The sequence below is a fragment of the Rahnella sp. AN3-3W3 genome, from assembly GCF_003263545.1.
Classification (GTDB): Bacteria; Pseudomonadota; Gammaproteobacteria; order Enterobacterales; family Enterobacteriaceae; genus Rahnella; species Rahnella variigena.
Window position 1 is genome coordinate 1 of sequence record NZ_JYDG01000003.1, and the last position, 15,373, is coordinate 15,373.

The 15,373-nt window shown below is 51.3% G+C and carries 19 protein-coding genes; 10 read left to right on the forward strand and 9 right to left on the reverse strand.

Annotation, left to right across the window (positions count from 1 at the left end):
• Positions 1 to 74 precede the first annotated feature (74 nt).
• The 8 genes from UC15_RS01770 (at position 75) to UC15_RS01805 (ending at position 5,685) form a co-directional block, all read left to right on the forward strand.
• A complete protein-coding gene (locus UC15_RS01770) occupies positions 75 to 1,244 on the forward strand; it encodes a phage tail sheath protein (RefSeq protein ID WP_112286842.1) in 1,170 nt (389 codons plus the stop codon).
• 14 nt (positions 1,245 to 1,258) lie between these two features.
• A complete protein-coding gene (locus tag UC15_RS01775) occupies positions 1,259 to 1,768 on the forward strand; it encodes a phage major tail tube protein (RefSeq protein WP_013574045.1) in 510 nt (169 codons plus the stop codon).
• 59 nt (positions 1,769 to 1,827) lie between these two features.
• Positions 1,828 to 2,115, forward strand: a complete 288-nt coding sequence (locus tag UC15_RS01780) for a phage tail assembly protein (RefSeq protein ID WP_112286843.1) — start codon at positions 1,828 to 1,830, stop codon at positions 2,113 to 2,115.
• Positions 2,116 to 2,135: 20 nt separating this feature from the next.
• Positions 2,136 to 2,270, forward strand: a complete 135-nt coding sequence (locus UC15_RS01785; protein WP_112286844.1) for a GpE family phage tail protein — start codon at positions 2,136 to 2,138, stop codon at positions 2,268 to 2,270.
• Positions 2,263 to 3,891: a phage tail tape measure protein gene (locus tag UC15_RS01790; protein WP_112286845.1), complete on the forward strand. Its 1,629-nt coding sequence runs from the start codon at positions 2,263 to 2,265 to the stop codon at positions 3,889 to 3,891. Before UC15_RS01785 ends, UC15_RS01790 begins: the two co-directional genes overlap by 8 nt.
• The gene (locus UC15_RS01795) at positions 3,888 to 4,358 is read left to right on the forward strand and encodes a phage tail protein (RefSeq protein WP_112286846.1); all 471 of its coding nucleotides are present in this window, start codon (positions 3,888 to 3,890) and stop codon (positions 4,356 to 4,358) included. Before UC15_RS01790 ends, UC15_RS01795 begins: the two co-directional genes overlap by 4 nt.
• A 2-nt stretch (positions 4,359 to 4,360) precedes the next feature.
• Positions 4,361 to 5,440 (forward strand): contractile injection system protein, VgrG/Pvc8 family, encoded by a 1,080-nt coding sequence (locus UC15_RS01800; RefSeq protein ID WP_112286847.1) that lies wholly within the window; start codon positions 4,361 to 4,363, stop codon positions 5,438 to 5,440.
• A gap of 65 nt (positions 5,441 to 5,505) precedes the next feature.
• Complete coding sequence (locus tag UC15_RS01805) at positions 5,506 to 5,685, forward strand: ogr/Delta-like zinc finger family protein (RefSeq protein ID WP_112286848.1); 180 nt, start codon at positions 5,506 to 5,508, stop codon at positions 5,683 to 5,685.
• Positions 5,686 to 5,777: 92 nt separating this feature from the next.
• Here the strand turns inward: UC15_RS01805 and rplS are convergent, their stop codons facing one another.
• From rplS to ffh, 5 genes are all read right to left on the reverse strand, one after another.
• Positions 5,778 to 6,125 carry a 50S ribosomal protein L19 gene (gene rplS / locus UC15_RS01810; protein ID WP_095923499.1) on the reverse strand — a complete coding sequence of 116 codons (348 nt, stop codon included), beginning with the start codon at positions 6,123 to 6,125 and terminating at the stop codon, positions 5,778 to 5,780.
• A 48-nt stretch (positions 6,126 to 6,173) separates the two neighbouring features.
• The gene (gene trmD / locus UC15_RS01815) at positions 6,174 to 6,947 is read right to left on the reverse strand and encodes a tRNA (guanosine(37)-N1)-methyltransferase TrmD (protein WP_013574037.1); all 774 of its coding nucleotides are present in this window, start codon (positions 6,945 to 6,947) and stop codon (positions 6,174 to 6,176) included.
• A 67-nt stretch (positions 6,948 to 7,014) separates the two neighbouring features.
• Positions 7,015 to 7,563, reverse strand: coding sequence for a ribosome maturation factor RimM (gene rimM, locus UC15_RS01820; protein WP_013574036.1), 549 nt, complete (start codon positions 7,561 to 7,563; stop codon positions 7,015 to 7,017).
• A gap of 18 nt (positions 7,564 to 7,581) precedes the next feature.
• On the reverse strand, positions 7,582 to 7,830 hold the full coding sequence (gene rpsP, locus UC15_RS01825; RefSeq protein WP_056772785.1) for a 30S ribosomal protein S16: 249 nt from the start codon (positions 7,828 to 7,830) through the stop codon (positions 7,582 to 7,584).
• Positions 7,831 to 8,008: 178 nt separating this feature from the next.
• Positions 8,009 to 9,370: a signal recognition particle protein gene (gene ffh, locus UC15_RS01830; RefSeq protein WP_112286849.1), complete on the reverse strand. Its 1,362-nt coding sequence runs from the start codon at positions 9,368 to 9,370 to the stop codon at positions 8,009 to 8,011.
• Between the two features lie 164 nt (positions 9,371 to 9,534).
• Between ffh and UC15_RS01835 the strand changes: the two genes are divergently transcribed.
• Together UC15_RS01835 and UC15_RS01840 are read left to right on the forward strand one after the other, a co-directional pair.
• Entirely contained in the window at positions 9,535 to 10,326 is a 792-nt protein-coding gene (locus tag UC15_RS01835) for an inner membrane protein YpjD (RefSeq protein WP_013574033.1), read from the forward strand.
• Between the two features lie 16 nt (positions 10,327 to 10,342).
• Positions 10,343 to 11,632: an HlyC/CorC family transporter gene (locus UC15_RS01840; RefSeq protein ID WP_112286850.1), complete on the forward strand. Its 1,290-nt coding sequence runs from the start codon at positions 10,343 to 10,345 to the stop codon at positions 11,630 to 11,632.
• A 69-nt stretch (positions 11,633 to 11,701) separates the two neighbouring features.
• On the opposite strand, the gene luxS is transcribed toward UC15_RS01840, so the two are convergent.
• The 4 genes from luxS to yqaB all read right to left on the reverse strand — a co-directional run bounded on the left by luxS (position 11,702) and on the right by yqaB (position 15,040).
• The gene (luxS, locus tag UC15_RS01845; RefSeq protein ID WP_112286851.1) at positions 11,702 to 12,217 is read right to left on the reverse strand and encodes an S-ribosylhomocysteine lyase; all 516 of its coding nucleotides are present in this window, start codon (positions 12,215 to 12,217) and stop codon (positions 11,702 to 11,704) included.
• Between the two features lie 174 nt (positions 12,218 to 12,391).
• Positions 12,392 to 13,963: a glutamate--cysteine ligase gene (gene gshA / locus UC15_RS01850; RefSeq protein ID WP_112286854.1), complete on the reverse strand. Its 1,572-nt coding sequence runs from the start codon at positions 13,961 to 13,963 to the stop codon at positions 12,392 to 12,394.
• Between the two features lie 85 nt (positions 13,964 to 14,048).
• Positions 14,049 to 14,477, reverse strand: coding sequence for a YqaA family protein (locus tag UC15_RS01855; protein WP_112286852.1), 429 nt, complete (start codon positions 14,475 to 14,477; stop codon positions 14,049 to 14,051).
• Positions 14,474 to 15,040 (reverse strand): fructose-1-phosphate/6-phosphogluconate phosphatase, encoded by a 567-nt coding sequence (gene yqaB, locus UC15_RS01860; RefSeq protein ID WP_112286853.1) that lies wholly within the window; start codon positions 15,038 to 15,040, stop codon positions 14,474 to 14,476. Before yqaB ends, UC15_RS01855 begins: the two co-directional genes overlap by 4 nt.
• Between the last annotated feature and the right edge of the window lie 333 nt (positions 15,041 to 15,373).

Sequence of the window (15,373 nt, forward strand, 5' to 3'; positions counted from 1 at the left end):
CCCCTGATGAAATGCGCTTTGTGTTGCGAACCGGCATCCTTGCTTCACCACCCACAACAGAGAGAGTCAACCTGATGGCTGATTATCATCACGGCGTACGTGTTGTTGAAATCAACGACGGCACCCGCGTTATTTCTACCGTTTCCACAGCAATTATCGGCATGGTTTGTACCGCAGAAGATGCGGATGCAACCGTTTTTCCTTTGAATACTCCGGTTCTGATCACTGATGTTCTGGCCGCCAGCGGTAAAGCAGGCACCAGCGGCACGTTGCGCTCAGCGCTTCTGGCGATTGCTGACCAGTGTAAACCGGTTACAGTCGTGGTGCGTGTTGCCACGGGCGAAGATGAGGCTGAGACCACCAGTAATATCATCGGCGGTTCTGATGCCAATGGCCGTTATATCGGCATGAAAGCGCTGCTTTCTGCTCAGGCTGAGCTTGGCGTTAAACCACGCATTCTCGGCGTTCCTGGTCTGGATAATCAGGCCGTCGCAACCGCGCTGGCAGGTGTTTGCCAGCAACTGCGTGCCTTTGGTTATGTCGGCGTCTATGGCGCAAAAACCATTTCCGATGCGATTAAATACCGCGAAAACTTCAGTCAGCGCGAACTGATGCTGATCTGGCCAGACTTTATTAACTGGAATACCACCACCAGCCAGTCGGATATCGCTTATGCCACCGCTCGCGCTCTGGGCTTACGCGCCAAAATCGACCAGGAAACCGGCTGGCATAAAACCCTGTCAAACGTCGGCGTGAACGGGGTGACCGGCCTTTCAGCCAGCGTCTTCTGGGATTTGCAGGCGACCGGCACTGACGCCGATCTGCTGAACGAAGCCTGTGTCACCACGCTGGTTCGCAAAGACGGCTTCCGTTTCTGGGGCAACCGTACCTGCAGCGATGACACGTTGTTCCTGTTTGAAAACTACACCCGTACCGCGCAAGTGCTGGCCGATACCATGGCAGAAGCGCATATGTGGGCGGTCGATAAACCAATGACGCCCTCACTGGTTCGCGACATGATCGACGGCATCAAAGCCAAAATGCGCGAAATGAAATCAGCGGGTTACATCATTGACGGTGACTGCTGGTACGACGAAACCGCAAACACAGCGGAAACCCTGAAAGCCGGCAAACTGTATATCGATTACGACTACACCCCGGTTCCTCCACTGGAAGATCTGACCCTGCGCCAGCGTATCACCGACTCTTACCTGGTGAACTTTGCCGCGTCCATTAACAGCTAAGGAGACAATGACTCATGGCACTTCCTAAGAAATTGAAATACCTGAACCTGTTTAATGACGGGAACAGCTACCTCGGTCTGGTCTCTTCGCTGACGCTGCCGAAACTCACCCGCAAACTGCAAAACTATCGTGGCGGCGGCATGAGCGGTTCGGTCGCGGTGGACTTCGGTCTGGATGATGATGCGCTGACGCTTGAATGGTCCATCGGCGGTCTAGATGAGCTGGTTCTGCAGCAATGGGGCAGCACCTCTGATATTCCACTGCGTTTTGCCGGTTCGCTGCAGCGTGACGACACCGGTGATGTTTCCGCAGTCGAAGTGATGATGCGCGGCCGTCACAAAGAGTTTGATTTCGGTGAGTACAAACAGGGTGAAGACACTGAAACCAAAGTCACCACCCAGTGTACGTATTTCAAACTGACCATCGATGGCAAAGAGCTGATTGAGATCGACACCGTCAATATGGTCGAAGTCGTCAACGGCGTTGACCGTCTGGCGGAACACCGTACCGCACTCGGCCTGTAATTCCCTCCCAAAGCCGGCAGTCATTGCCGGCTTCATTTCCCACTCAAGCAGGAAAACACATGAACCCGACTGACATTAATGACAACACCGTGATTCTTGACGTTCCGCTCAAACGCGGCGAAATGGAAATCACCGAAGTTCAGGTCACCAGACCCACTGCGGGCAGCTTACGCGGTATCGGTCTTGCGGCACTGGCGAACGCGGATGTGGACGCGCTGATCACCATTTTACCGCGCATCACCTCTCCGAACCTGACCAAAGAAGAATGTTCGCGCCTGGAGCTGCCGGATCTGATTGCGCTCGCAGGCAAGGTGATTGGTTTTTTATCGCCGAAACCGGTGGCGTAAGTATTTCGCCCCGCCTCACCGTGGATGACCTGATGGCAGATATCGCGGTGATGTTTCACTGGCCGCCGTCTGAGATGGACGGCATGTCACTCACCGATCTGCTGAACTGGCGACATATGGCACTGCAACGCAGCGGAGTAAAAACAGATGAGTAATCTCGAACAGTTACCTCATACGCTGGAAAAAATAAATCAGGATCTGGCCGCCTTCAGGGCCAAAACCGACAAGGTCAGAAACAACCTGCTGACACTGCCCGGGAAGACGTTATTCAGCGTCGTCTCAGAAGATATCACTGACGCTTCCCTTCAGTTTGAAAAGTCGCTTTTCGCCCCGGACAGCGAAACCGAAACGCAGGCATTTTCCAGTCTGAAAAAAGCGGTGGCCAGCCAGTCGGCAGAAAAGCTGCGCCAGCAACGCCCGATGCAAATGGAACAACGAGGGCTGGAAATCGGGCAGCAATATAAAAATCGCGAACTGAAAATTGACCAGTTAAAAAATATCAGCTCGTCTGCCTTTTCCTTTGCACAACCTAAACTGGCGCTGGCTCAAAACTTTCTTAAACCAGGTGCAGATCTGGAAGCCGGGCTGGCAGAAGTGCAGTCGGTTCTCGGTCTGAAAAATGGCGATCCGCATGTTGCCGCTTTACGGCAGCAAAGTCTGTCGATGGCGGCAGCCGGTCATTCACCGGCGGAGGTGGTCGCTAAACAGCAGACACTCGCTAAAAACGGAATGAATGCCGATCAGGTTCTGGAACAAACACCGGCAGCACTGAATGGCGCAACGCCTGCGGCACAGATGGCGGTGACTGTGAAAGGCGACAACCTTGACGGTGATATCACTAAGCTTTTTGCCACCTGGGACACTATCCGTATCAACCTATTCGACGGGCAAAGTGCTGCCCTGCGAGAACTGACGCAAACGGCCACCAGCTGGCTGGGCACGATCAATACCTGGATCACTGATAATCCGGTGCTGGTGAATTCCCTGCTCGGTCTGGCATTAGGCATCACGGGCATTGTCGGCGGAATGGGTGCGCTCGGCATGACCATCGCGCCGGTACTGAGCGGTATCAATATGCTGATGGCAGGCGCCGGACTGCTTGGAACCATTTTTACCGGCACCGGCGGCGTTATTGCCACCGCCTTTGCCGCCATCGGACTTCCGCTGCTGCCCGTGATCGCATTGATCGCCGGTATCGGTATCGCCGTAGTGAAACTTTGGGAGCCGATCAGTGCGTTTGTTGGCGGAGTGATTGAAGGATTTAGCTCGGTAATGGGACCAATAACTGCTGCGTTTACACCTTTCAGAACCGCGCTGGGATGGATTACCGATTTGTTTGAACCGATAAAATTCAGTCAGGATACCCTGAGCGGCTTCACCAATATTGGCAAAGTGGTCGGGGAAGCAATCGCAGAGATTTTCGTCACGCTTAATAAAGCGGTTTCTCAAATAGGTGAAGTCTTCAGCTGGGCGAAAAAAGGTTGGGATGCGATTTTTGGCAATGACGATGCCGAAAGTCAGGGTATTCCGGCAGCGCCGGTGGAGAGCATTTCTCCGACGGGCGGCACGCTGAGCCTGTATCAGCCCGCTAAAACTTCCGTAGCGAACAGCCTGACGGATAACCGGGCGACGACCGTGAACTTAAGCTTCACGGCCACACCGGAGACAGATCATAACCAGATCAGAACCTGGATTGAAGATTCAATAAACCAGCAGAAATGGAACGATACCAACAATCTTCTCAGCCAGTACAACAACGGAGGGATTTACTCATGATGATGTCGCTGGGTTTATTTGTATTTAAATTGAGCACGCTGCCTTATCAGAATACGTCCCGTCAGGTGAATTATGGCTGGGGCACGAACGCGCGTTTCGGACAGCGTCCCGTTTCGCAATTTCTCGGATTGGGTGAGGAAACGATAAAAATTACCGGGCAATTATTGCCTGAAATGACCGGCGGTATGCGCTATTTACAGGTACTCCAGAGCATGGCCGACTCCGGCCGTGCATGGCCGTTGATCGAAGGCAGCGGCACAATTTATGGCATGTATGTCATCAAAAATATTGCCAATGACAATGCTGAGTTTAATTCCAGCGGCCAGGCGCGAAGTATTAATTTTACGCTCAACCTGACCCGCGTCGATGAGTCGCAGGCCGCCATGTTCGGTGATTTGCTGACTCAGGCCGAAGGTTTGTATAACAAAGCCAGCTCAACCATCAGCAATTTCGCAAGCGGAGTCTGAACATGCTTACTGATCTTCAGTTACCCGTGGGGGCACGCATCGCGCCGGTGTTCACCCTGGCGATAAAAAATAAGGTGCTGGAAGAAAACATCTCGGATCGGATCATCAGTCTATCCGTCACGGATAACAGCGGTTTTACCGCGGACACCTTGAATTTAACCTTCGACGACAGCGACGGACAATTACAGATGCCTGTTCGCGGTGCCGTTTTGCATCTGCATCTGGGATGGTCGAAACAGGCGCTCTATGACTGCGGCTATTTCACGGTAGATACCGTGGTTTATTCAGGTTCACCAGACAGAATCGTGGTCACTGCCCGCAGCGCAGATTTCCGCGGTTCGTTTACCACTAAACTCAGCCAGTCTTATGACGATTACACGCTGGGCGCTATTGTGCGCATCATATCGAGCCGGAATAAATTGGATCTGCCGGTAATCCCTCAGGAACTCGATAGCATTAAGATCCCTCATATCGACCAGACAGCTGAGACTGACAGCTACTTCATCACTCGTCTGGCACAAAGCTATGGTGCGCAGGTGACTGTCAAAAACGGCGCAATCTTGTTTTTTAAAGCTGGCACCGGCAGGACTGCTTCCGGGCAGACTATTCCCTGGAAAACAATTGTCCGCAGTGATGGCGATAATCACAACTATCAGATGATGGACAAGAAGGCTTACACAGGCGTGAAGGCACAGTGGCACGATCTCCAAAAGGCGACCACCAGCAATGTGGCGTTGAAAAACTCAGGAGAAAAGAGTTATACCGCAGGCTCAGGCGATAATATTCTGCAACTGTCTAAAATCTTTCCTGATGAAGAGACCGCAAGGCGCGCAGCAGATGCCGTATTTTATCAGATTCAGAATGATTCTGCGTCTTTCAGCATCCGGCTGGCATTGGGACGCGCCGATCTCAGCGCACAAACGCCGGTGAATGTGCAGGGATTTAAAGACGTGATCGACAGCCAGAACTGGGTGATTGATTCTGCTGTACACGAGATGAATGAGAAAGGGTTCACGACCACATTAAACCTGAAACCGTATATTGCAGATATCACTTATCTATCTTTAATATCACAATCATAACTTGCTTTTGCAAGATTCAGGTTTCATAATGACTCCATTGCTTACCTGTCATGCCGGAGGTTTTTATGATGCATTGCCCGCTTTGTGGAAAAGTAGCCCATACACGTTCAAGCCGTTATCTGAGTGAATCAACGAAAGAACGCTATCATCAGTGTCAGAATATCGAATGCAGCTGCACCTTTGCCACGCACGAATCGGTCGCCCGGGTTATCTCAAAACCCGGTGCCCAACCATCCGCTGCATAGTTAATTTGCAGGCACTGATGCAAAAAAAAGGGGTTAGCCGATGGCTAACCCCTTGTTCTATATTAACTAGTAGATGTCGCGTTAGCGATACCTTAGCCCAGACGTTCTTTGATACGTGCAGACTTACCAGTACGCTCACGCAGGTAGTACAGTTTAGCTTTACGAACGGCACCACGACGTTTAACAGTAATGCTGTCGATTACTGGGGAGTGAGTCTGGAATACACGCTCAACACCTTCGCCGTTAGAAATTTTGCGAACAGTGAATGCAGAGTGCAGACCGCGGTTACGAATAGCGATAACCACGCCCTCGAATGCCTGCAGACGCTTTTTAGAACCTTCAACGACCCATACCTTAATTTCCAGGGAATCACCTGGACGGAAAGCAGGTACGTCTTGCTTCATCTGCTCTTGTTCGATTTGCTTAATGATATTGCTCATAATATGTCTCTTACCCTAGGTAAACTGATATATCGGGACGGCCTCGCGTTACGCTTTGGCGTTCCCTTCATAGTTTTGTTGACTGAGCCGATGTTCCTTTTGGAACTCTCTCAGCAACACCTCTTGCTCGTCAGTCAGAGCTAGGTTTTCCAGAAGTTCAGGTCTTCTAAGCCAGGTTCGACCCAGCGACTGTTTCAGGCGCCAGCGACGTATATCAGCGTGGTTTCCCGACAGTAAAACCGGCGGTACCTCCATGCCTTCCAACACTTCAGGGCGGGTATAGTGGGGGCAATCCAACAATCCGTCAGCGAAAGAATCTTCTTCTGCTGAAGCCTGACGACCCAGAACGCCCGGTATAAAGCGGGATACTGAATCAATCAGAGTCATTGCGGGTAACTCTCCACCGCTGAGAACATAATCGCCAATTGACCATTCTTCATCAATTTCGGTTTTGATTATGCGCTCATCAATCCCTTCATAACGGCCACAAACCAGAATAATTTTCTGATGAGCCGCCAGTTCGCAAACACCGGTTTGATCCAGTTTGCGACCCTGAGGTGAAAGATAAATCACTTTCACACCTTCGCCTGCCGCTGCTTTTGCTGCATGAATCGCTTCCCGCAAGGGTTGCACCATCATCAGCATTCCGGGACCACCGCCGTAAGGGCGCTCATCCACGGTACGATGTCGATCGTATGCGAAGTCACGAGGACTCCAGCAATTTACGCTCAACAGGCCATTCTTAACTGCCCGGCCAGTTACCCCGTAATCCGTAATTGCGCGGAACATTTCAGGAAACAGGCTAATTATACCGATCCACATAGCCTACCCCTTCCAAATGTTTGACCGCTCAACCAGACCTTGTTTACGTGTATAAACACTACGGAGGTCAAAAACCAGGATCCCAATCTACTTCAACAGTGCGAGTAGCGAGATCGACTTTCTTGATAACCTGCCCATCGAGGAACGGAATCAACCGCTCCTTGAGTCCGAAGGCATCTTTCAGGTTGGCTTTAACTACCATCACATCGTTAGAACCGGTTTCCATCATATCGATGATTTTGCCCAGTTCGTAACCGGAAGTTGTCACTACCTGGCAACCAAAAAGGTCTTTCCAGTAGTAGTCACCGTCTTCCAGTGGAGGCAGTTGCTTTGAATCGACGACAATTTCGCAGTTGGTCAGAAGATTCGCTGCATCCCGGTCATCAACGCCTTTGACTTTGATGATCAGGTCCTGAGTGTGGCGTTTCCAGCCTTCCAGCTCGACAACTTGCCACTTACCGGCACGCTGGATAAACCACGGCTGGTAATCGAAGATGCTTTCAGCGTCTTCGGTGGATGAAAACACTCTGAGCCAACCACGAATGCCGTATGTTGAACCCATTTTGCCGAGTACTAACGGCTCAGCGGGTACCACTGGATTGGATTGCTTGCTCATTGCCACCACCGCGACAGATTAAGCTGCTTTCTTAGCGTCTTTGATCAGCGCAGAAACGCGATCAGAAACGGTTGCACCCAGATCTACCCAATGGGCAACACGATCCAGGTCCAGACGCAGAGCTTCAGCCTGGCCAGAAGCCAATGGGTTGAAGAAACCTACGCGTTCGATGAAACGACCGTCACGAGCGTTGCGGCTGTCGGTCACTACTACTTGATAAAACGGACGCTTTTTTGCGCCGCCACGTGCTAAACGAATTGTTACCATAACATCCTCTTTAGTTAATAAAACAACCAGACCCCATCGGGGAACGGGGTCTGGTTGCAATATAAAAAGCCCGAAAATTTTACTCATTTTGGCGCAAAAAGCAATCTAAAGCGTAGATAGCCTAGCCCGCAATTTGCATGAGCCGCCTATGTGGCTGATATATAGACAGTGATGTCGATTAACGGCCTGGGAAACCTGGTGGCATCATACCCTTCATGCCACGCATCATTTTCGCCATGCCGCCATTCTTCATTTTCTTCATCATGCGCTGCATATCGTCGAACTGCTTCAGTAAGCGGTTGACGTCCTGCACCTGCATGCCGGAACCCACCGCGATGCGGCGTTTACGGGAACCTTTAATAATTTCTGGCTTAGCGCGCTCTTTATGCGTCATCGAGTTGATGATCGCTTCCATGCGCACCAGCACTTTGTCATCCATCTGGGATTTGACGTTATCCGGCAACTGACCGACACCCGGCAGTTTGCTCATCATACTCGCCATGCCGCCCATGTTTCGCATTTGCTTGAGCTGCTCAAGGAAATCGGTCAGGTCAAAGCCGTCGCCTTTCTTGAGTTTACTGGCCAGCTTTTCAGCCTGCGCACGGTCAACTTTGCTCTCAATGTCTTCGATAAGAGAGAGAACGTCGCCCATACCCAGAATACGCGAAGCGATACGATCCGGATGGAACGGCTCCAGAGCATCGGTTTTTTCACCCATACCCAGGAATTTGATCGGTTTGCCGGTGATGTGACGAATCGACAGTGCAGCACCGCCACGCGCATCACCGTCGACTTTGGTCAGGATAACACCGGTGAGCGGCAGCGCTTCATTAAACGCTTTCGCGGTATTCGCGGCATCCTGACCGGTCATGGCATCGACAACAAACAGCGTTTCAACCGGATTAATCGCGGCGTGAACCTGTTTGATTTCGTCCATCATCGCTTCGTCGACGTGTAAACGGCCGGCGGTATCGACAATCAGAACGTCGTAGAATTTGAGTTTGGCCTGTTGCAGGGCGCGGGTGACGATATCCACCGGCTTTTCCTGCGCATCAGACGCAAAGAAATCCACTTCAACTTGTTGTGCCAGGGTTTCCAGCTGTTTGATCGCCGCAGGGCGATAAACGTCGGCAGACACCACCAATACTTTTTTCTTTTTCTTCTCTTTAAGGAATTTCGCCAGTTTACCGACGCTGGTGGTTTTACCGGCACCTTGTAAACCCGCCATCAGAACCACAGCCGGTGGCTGCGCCGCTAAGTTGAGCTCGGTGTTCGCCTCGCCCATCGCGGTTTCCAGTTCTTTCTGGACAATTTTGACGAATTCCTGACCCGGTGTGAGGCTCTTATTGACCTCAACGCCAACGGCGCTCTCTTTCACCCGGTTGATGAAGTCGCGAACCACCGGCAGCGCAACGTCCGCTTCCAGTAATGCCATACGCACTTCACGTAATGTTTCTTTAATATTTTCTTCGGTCAGCCGCCCGCGGCCGCTGATATTGCGCAGTGTGCGCGACAATCGATCGCTTAAATTCTCAAACATCGTCTCTTGCTCAACGTTATGACAGGCCGCTTTTGCGACGTAATTGCGGGATTATAACACGAAGCGCGGACGATCTCTGCTTTGGCATCTCAGATAGGTTGGAGCGTGACGCCGGTAACGTTATACTGCGGTTCTCATTCACTTTTCGATGCTACTGAAACGCTATGTCAGTTTTTGCTCTCGTCGCCATGTTGGCCTATCTGCTCAGCCTTGCACTGATCATTCCGAGCATCATCCGGAAGAACAGCGCATACCGGCGTTTAGCACTGATTTCTGTTGTGGTAGCGCTTGTCTGCCACGCGGTGGCATTGCAGCAGCGTATTTTCGATGTCAGCACCGGCCAGAATCTCAGCCTGGTGAACATCGGCTCTGTGGTCAGCTTAATCATCGGCACGGTGATGACCATCGTGGCATCACGCAACCGCGGATGGTTTGTGTTACCGATTGTTTACAGCTTCTCGCTGATCAATCTGGCATTCGTCACCTTTCTTCCGGGCGAATTCATCACGCATCTGGAAGAAAGCAAAGGCTTACTGGTACACATCGGCCTGGCGCTGTTCTCTTATGCTACGTTGATGATCGCGGCACTTTACGCGTTGCAACTGGCGTGGCTGGATTACCAGCTGAAGAACAAACGCCTGACGTTTACAGCCGACATGCCGCCGCTGATGAGCATCGAGCGTAAGCTGTTTCACATCACCCAGATTGGCGTGATCTTACTGACGCTGACGCTGTGCACCGGATTACTGTACCTGAACAACCTGTTCAGCCCGGAAAATATCGACAAGGCCGTCTTATCGATACTGGCATGGTTCGTTTATATCGTCCTGTTATGGGGCCATTATCACGAAGGCTGGCGTGGCCGCCGCGTGGTATGGTTCAGCATGGCAGGCGCCATCCTGCTTACTCTTGCCTATTTCGGCAGTCGCCTGATCCAGCAAATCATGGTTCATTAATTAAAAGGAATACCCGTTGGAGCACGTCTCGACAACAACCCTGATCATCACATTGATCATCATGGTGGTGGTTTCGGCTTATTTTTCAGCCTCCGAAACCGGTATGATGACACTCAACCGTTACCGGTTACGTCACCTGGCCAAACAGGGTAACCGCGGGGCACGCCGCGTCGAAAAGCTGTTAAAGCGCCCGGATCAGCTGATAAGCCTCGTGCTCATCGGCAACAACCTGGTCAACATCCTTGCTTCCGCTCTGGCAACAATTGTGGGCATTCGTCTTTACGGTGATGCCGGTGTGGCGATTGCCACCGGTGTGCTGACGTTTGTCGTCCTGCTGTTTGCTGAAGTGCTGCCAAAAACATTTGCCGCGCTGAATCCTGAACGCATCGCGTTCCCGAGCAGCATTTTGTTGCGTCCGCTGCAAAAAATCATGATGCCACTGGTGTGGATCCTCAACAGCCTTTCGCGTTTGCTGATGAGAATGTGTGGCATCAAAACCACCACCAGCCTCAGCGATGCGGTGAGTAAAGAAGAGCTGCGAACCATCGTTAACGAATCACGCTCGAACATCTCCCGCCGTAATCAGGACATGCTGCTTTCCGTGCTTGATCTTGAAAAAGTGACGGTGGACGACATCATGGTGCCGCGCAATGAAATCGTCGGTATTGATATCAACGACGACTGGAAGTCGATCATCCGCCAGCTGACGCACTCGCCGCATGGCCGCATCGTGCTTTATCGTGATTCGCTCGACGATGCGATTGGTATGCTGCGTCTGCGTGAAGCCTATCGTCTGATGACCGAGAAAAAAGAGTTCACCAAAGAAAACCTGCTGCGTGCCGCCGACGAAATTTATTACATCCCGGAAGGCACGCCGCTGAACATTCAGTTAGTGAAATTCCAACGAAACAAAAAGAAAGTGGGCATCGTGGTGGATGAATACGGTGATATTCAGGGGCTGGTCACCGTCGAAGATATCCTCGAAGAGATCGTCGGTGACTTCACCACGTCTATGTCACCAACACTTGCCGAAGAAGTCACGCCGCAAAGCGATGGTTCTGTATTGATTGAAGGCAGTGCGAACGTCCGTGAGCTGAACAAAGCCTTTAACTGGCATCTGCCGGAAGACGGTGCGCGCACCATTAACGGTATGCTGCTGGAAGTGCTGGAAGAAATTCCTAATATCGGTACCAGTTTGCGCATTGAAGACTATGAGGTTGAGGTTCTTGATGTGCAGGACAATATGATCAAGCAGGTGCAGGTTCGTCCGTTACAGCCGCTCAAAAACACCGTAAATCAGCACTAATCCGCTGAATCTGAGGCATAAAAAAAGACGCGAACATCGCGTCTTTTTTGTCTTTGGAACACATCAAAACTAGATGTGCAGCTCGGACAGTTTTTCTTTCGGCAGGGCCAGTTCGTCGTTATGGTTTACCACAACGTCATGGTCGAGAATGTGCTGCGCGATTTCCTGTGCTTCTTTCAGGGAATGCATCTCGAAAGTACCGCACTGATATTCATTCAGCTCAGGGATCTGACGCTGTTCTTTTACCTTCAGAACATCCGCCATCGCCGCTTTCCAGGCATCCGCCACGCGTTGCTCTTCTGGCACACCAATCAGGCTCATGTAGAAACCTGTGCGGCACCCCATCGGAGAAATATCGATGATCTCAACACCGCTACCGTTCAGGTGGTTACGCATGAACCCTGCAAACAGGTGCTCAAGAGTATGAATACCACGCTCTGGCATCACTTCAAGGTTCGGGCGGCAGAAGCGCAAATCGAACACAGTAATGGTATCGCCGTGCGGGGTATGCATGGTTTTTGCGACGCGAACAGCAGGTGCTGCCATACGGGTATGGTCTACGGTAAAGCTATCCAACAGTGGCATATCGTCACCTCTCCTAAATAAATTAATTTTTTTTACGAACTCAGGAAACCTTTTCCCAGCATGCGGGTCTTAATTAGTGAAAGACGCGCATTTGTTATCATCATCCCTGTAAACAGAGATGTTTATTTGGCCACATTGATTGTGGCCTTTTTCTTTTCTACTCAACGTTACTTTCTACTCAACGCTACTGCCTGCATTCGCAGCCAGGTATTCTTCAAAGCTTAGCTTATCCGCCGCTTCGAGTGCGCGCTGACGCTGCCATGAACCGTCCTGCTCAGCCATTAATGCGCTGGCATCTAATACTTCCAGCGGCTCACTGACCAGCATCTGACGATACTTCTCCGCCAGTTCCAGCCCGAGATTACCGACGCCCTGCTGTTTCAGCTCTTTCAGGATACGTGCTGAGTAAGTCAGTTCAGGATCATCAAACGCCGCAACCAGCTCTTTGCAGACGTCCTGATAAAGGGTATCGCCGTTCTGGTTATCCATGACCTGAGCCACACGGTTCAAATCAGCAAATAACTCATTACCTACTTTAGCTAACGGCTGGCGTTCATCGTGACACCCCATACCGATCGTCTGACCCGGTTTGCGCCCTTCCAGGATCACCCGGTTCCAGTTCTTACGCGTACAGAGCAGCTCATCGCTGTTCATTTCCGGGGCATCGGCTAACGCACACCATACCAAAAACAGATCCAGGAAACGCGCCTGGGTGGCATCAATACCCACCGGAGAGAACGGATTGACATCCAGCGAACGGACCTCAATGTATTCGATCCCGCTGCGCATCAGGGCATCAGAAGGTGTTTCACCGGATTTGGTGACACGCTTAGGACGAATTGGCGCATAAAGTTCGTTCTCAATCTGTAACACATTGGTGTTCAGTTGCAGATATTTCCCGTCCTTCTGCACACCCATTTCCGCATATTCAGCAGACGGGGTACGAATCGCTTTCTTCACACCCTGAACGTAGGTGGTCAGGTCATTGAAGGTAATGCCCAGATTGCTTTGTGATTTATTGGTGTAACCCAAATCACTGAGACGCAACGATGTCGCATACGGCAGATAGCACAATCCCGCTTCGGTATATTCAAACGGCAAATCTGTTTCACGCCCTTTCAGGAATGAAGAACAGATCGCAGGCGAGGCACCGAACAGATAAGGGATCACCCAGCCAAAGCGGTAATAGTTGCGGATGAGTTTGAAATAACCCGCAGAAATTGCTTCTTTACCGCTTTCAGCATCTGTCACGCCCAGCTTTTCCTGCCAGAAACTCAGCGGCAGCGAGAAGTTGTAATGGATGCCGGAAATTACCTGCATCAGCGCGCCATAACGGTTTTTCAGGCCTTCACGATAAAGCGTTTTAAAGCGCCCGGCGTTAGACGAACCGTACTGCGCCAGCTCGATATCCTGTCCGGATTCGATAAAGCACGGCATGCTGAATGGCCACATGCGCTCGTCGCCGAGCTCACGGGCTACGTGACGATGAATGTCACGCAGGAACGCCATCAGATGTTCGATGTTGTCATCGACGGGCGTAATAAATTCTAATAAGGCTTCAGCAAAGTCGGTGGTAATCCAGCGATGCGTCAGTGCCGCACCTAAAGATTCCGGGTGGCCGGTTGTCGCTAATGAACCATCGGGATTGACCCGCAACGTTTCACGCTCAATACCGCGACGAATACCTTTTAATGCCTGAGGGTGGGCTTCCAGCCAGGAAAGCGCCTGAGATACATCCGGGATCAAATTGACCTCCCGCTCGGTGAAACCATTAATTTGCAAGCATACTGAGTCTGCATAGATGTGACCATAATTGATAGCTGATGCCAATCTAACCGAACCATGAGAGCCCCTGCAGCGTCACAACCGTCAAAAGGATGTAGCGCACCGCTTTTCCAATAAGCATGAAAAAAACCACAGACCCCCACGGCATTCGCAGCCAACCTGCTAACACGCATAACACATCACCTATCACCGGTAACCAGCTCAGCAATAAAGCTGCCGGTCCAAAGCGCTTTAACCAACCCTGTGCAACGTGGAGCCCACGCTGAGGTTTAAGCTGTGGCAGAAAGCGTCCGATGATGACGTTGGTTATGCCACCTAAGGTATTGCCAACAGTTGCAGACAAAACCAGTGCCGCTGGCATTGCGCTGCCAGCTGACAATAAAGCCACTAATAAAACTTCTGAATTTCCTGGCAAAAGTGTGGCACTTAAAAAGCTGCTGCCGAATAAGGAAGCCAGCGCCACGGCGCTGCTCACAGCGTGCGTACGTCCACAAAAGCCATATTGGCGCGTTTCGCCGCCTCAATACCGAAATCTGCATCTTCAAACACAACGCATTTTTCGGGAGGTACGCCGATTAACTCAGCGCAACGCAAAAAAGTGTCAGGCGCAGGTTTGTGGTTCTGCACGTCATTGGCGCCCACAATCGCATCGAAGCAATCACGCAGGCCTAAATGTCGCAACAGAGCATCCGCCATCCAGTGCTCACTGCCCGTCCCTACCGCCATTGGCCGGCGACCATGATAGGCCTTCACGACATCAATCAGTGGCAAAGGACGTACGGTATCAAGCAACATTTCCTGAACCGCAGCCGTTTTCTCAGCCGCCAGAAGATGGGGATCCATCTCAACGTTATTACTGTCGATCACAAACTTCGCGATGCGCCAGGTCGGAGAACCGTTCAAAGCAACCATGGATTCGACATCATACTGCATGCTGTATTTGGTCAATACCTGATGCCATGCCTTACGGTGCGTCGGTTCGGTATCCAATATGGTGCCATCCATATCAAATATTAGCCCTTCGTATCGATCGTACATCGAAAGCTCCATGATCACGAAAAAACAGGAAAACTACTTTATCGCAAAGTCTTTCGAAAGTCGCATTTTGTGCACACCTACAGCACATCCGAACACGTAGGAAAGGTCAGGGAAATGAAAAGGAAGAGATGAAATACAGAGGTGAAAACCGGAAAGCAAAAAACCCGCCGAAGCGGGTTTCTCTAATATGGTGCACCCAGGAAGATTACTCGGCGGGGCCTCGCCCTGCGGGCCGTTGCTAAAGCAACGTTATCTTCCTTCGTGCTGCCTTCATGCCGGAGGACTCTATATGAAAGCCGTCGCTGCAACATGTCTGGAATATGGTGCACCCAG

Coding starts and splice junctions, on each gene's coding strand:
- UC15_RS01770 (WP_112286842.1), top strand. CDS start 75: ATGGCTGATTATCATCACGGCGTACGTGTTGTTGAAATCAACGACGGC.
- UC15_RS01775 (WP_013574045.1), top strand. CDS start 1,259: ATGGCACTTCCTAAGAAATTGAAATACCTGAACCTGTTTAATGACGGG.
- UC15_RS01780 (WP_112286843.1), top strand. CDS start 1,828: ATGAACCCGACTGACATTAATGACAACACCGTGATTCTTGACGTTCCG.
- UC15_RS01790 (WP_112286845.1), top strand. CDS start 2,263: ATGAGTAATCTCGAACAGTTACCTCATACGCTGGAAAAAATAAATCAG.
- UC15_RS01795 (WP_112286846.1), top strand. CDS start 3,888: ATGATGATGTCGCTGGGTTTATTTGTATTTAAATTGAGCACGCTGCCT.
- UC15_RS01800 (WP_112286847.1), top strand. CDS start 4,361: ATGCTTACTGATCTTCAGTTACCCGTGGGGGCACGCATCGCGCCGGTG.
- UC15_RS01805 (WP_112286848.1), top strand. CDS start 5,506: ATGATGCATTGCCCGCTTTGTGGAAAAGTAGCCCATACACGTTCAAGC.
- rplS (WP_095923499.1), bottom strand. CDS start 6,125: ATGAGCAATATCATTAAGCAAATCGAACAAGAGCAGATGAAGCAAGAC.
- trmD (WP_013574037.1), bottom strand. CDS start 6,947: ATGTGGATCGGTATAATTAGCCTGTTTCCTGAAATGTTCCGCGCAATT.
- rimM (WP_013574036.1), bottom strand. CDS start 7,563: ATGAGCAAGCAATCCAATCCAGTGGTACCCGCTGAGCCGTTAGTACTC.
- rpsP (WP_056772785.1), bottom strand. CDS start 7,830: ATGGTAACAATTCGTTTAGCACGTGGCGGCGCAAAAAAGCGTCCGTTT.
- ffh (WP_112286849.1), bottom strand. CDS start 9,370: ATGTTTGAGAATTTAAGCGATCGATTGTCGCGCACACTGCGCAATATC.
- UC15_RS01835 (WP_013574033.1), top strand. CDS start 9,535: ATGTCAGTTTTTGCTCTCGTCGCCATGTTGGCCTATCTGCTCAGCCTT.
- luxS (WP_112286851.1), bottom strand. CDS start 12,217: ATGCCACTGTTGGATAGCTTTACCGTAGACCATACCCGTATGGCAGCA.
- yqaB (WP_112286853.1), bottom strand. CDS start 15,040: ATGTACGATCGATACGAAGGGCTAATATTTGATATGGATGGCACCATA.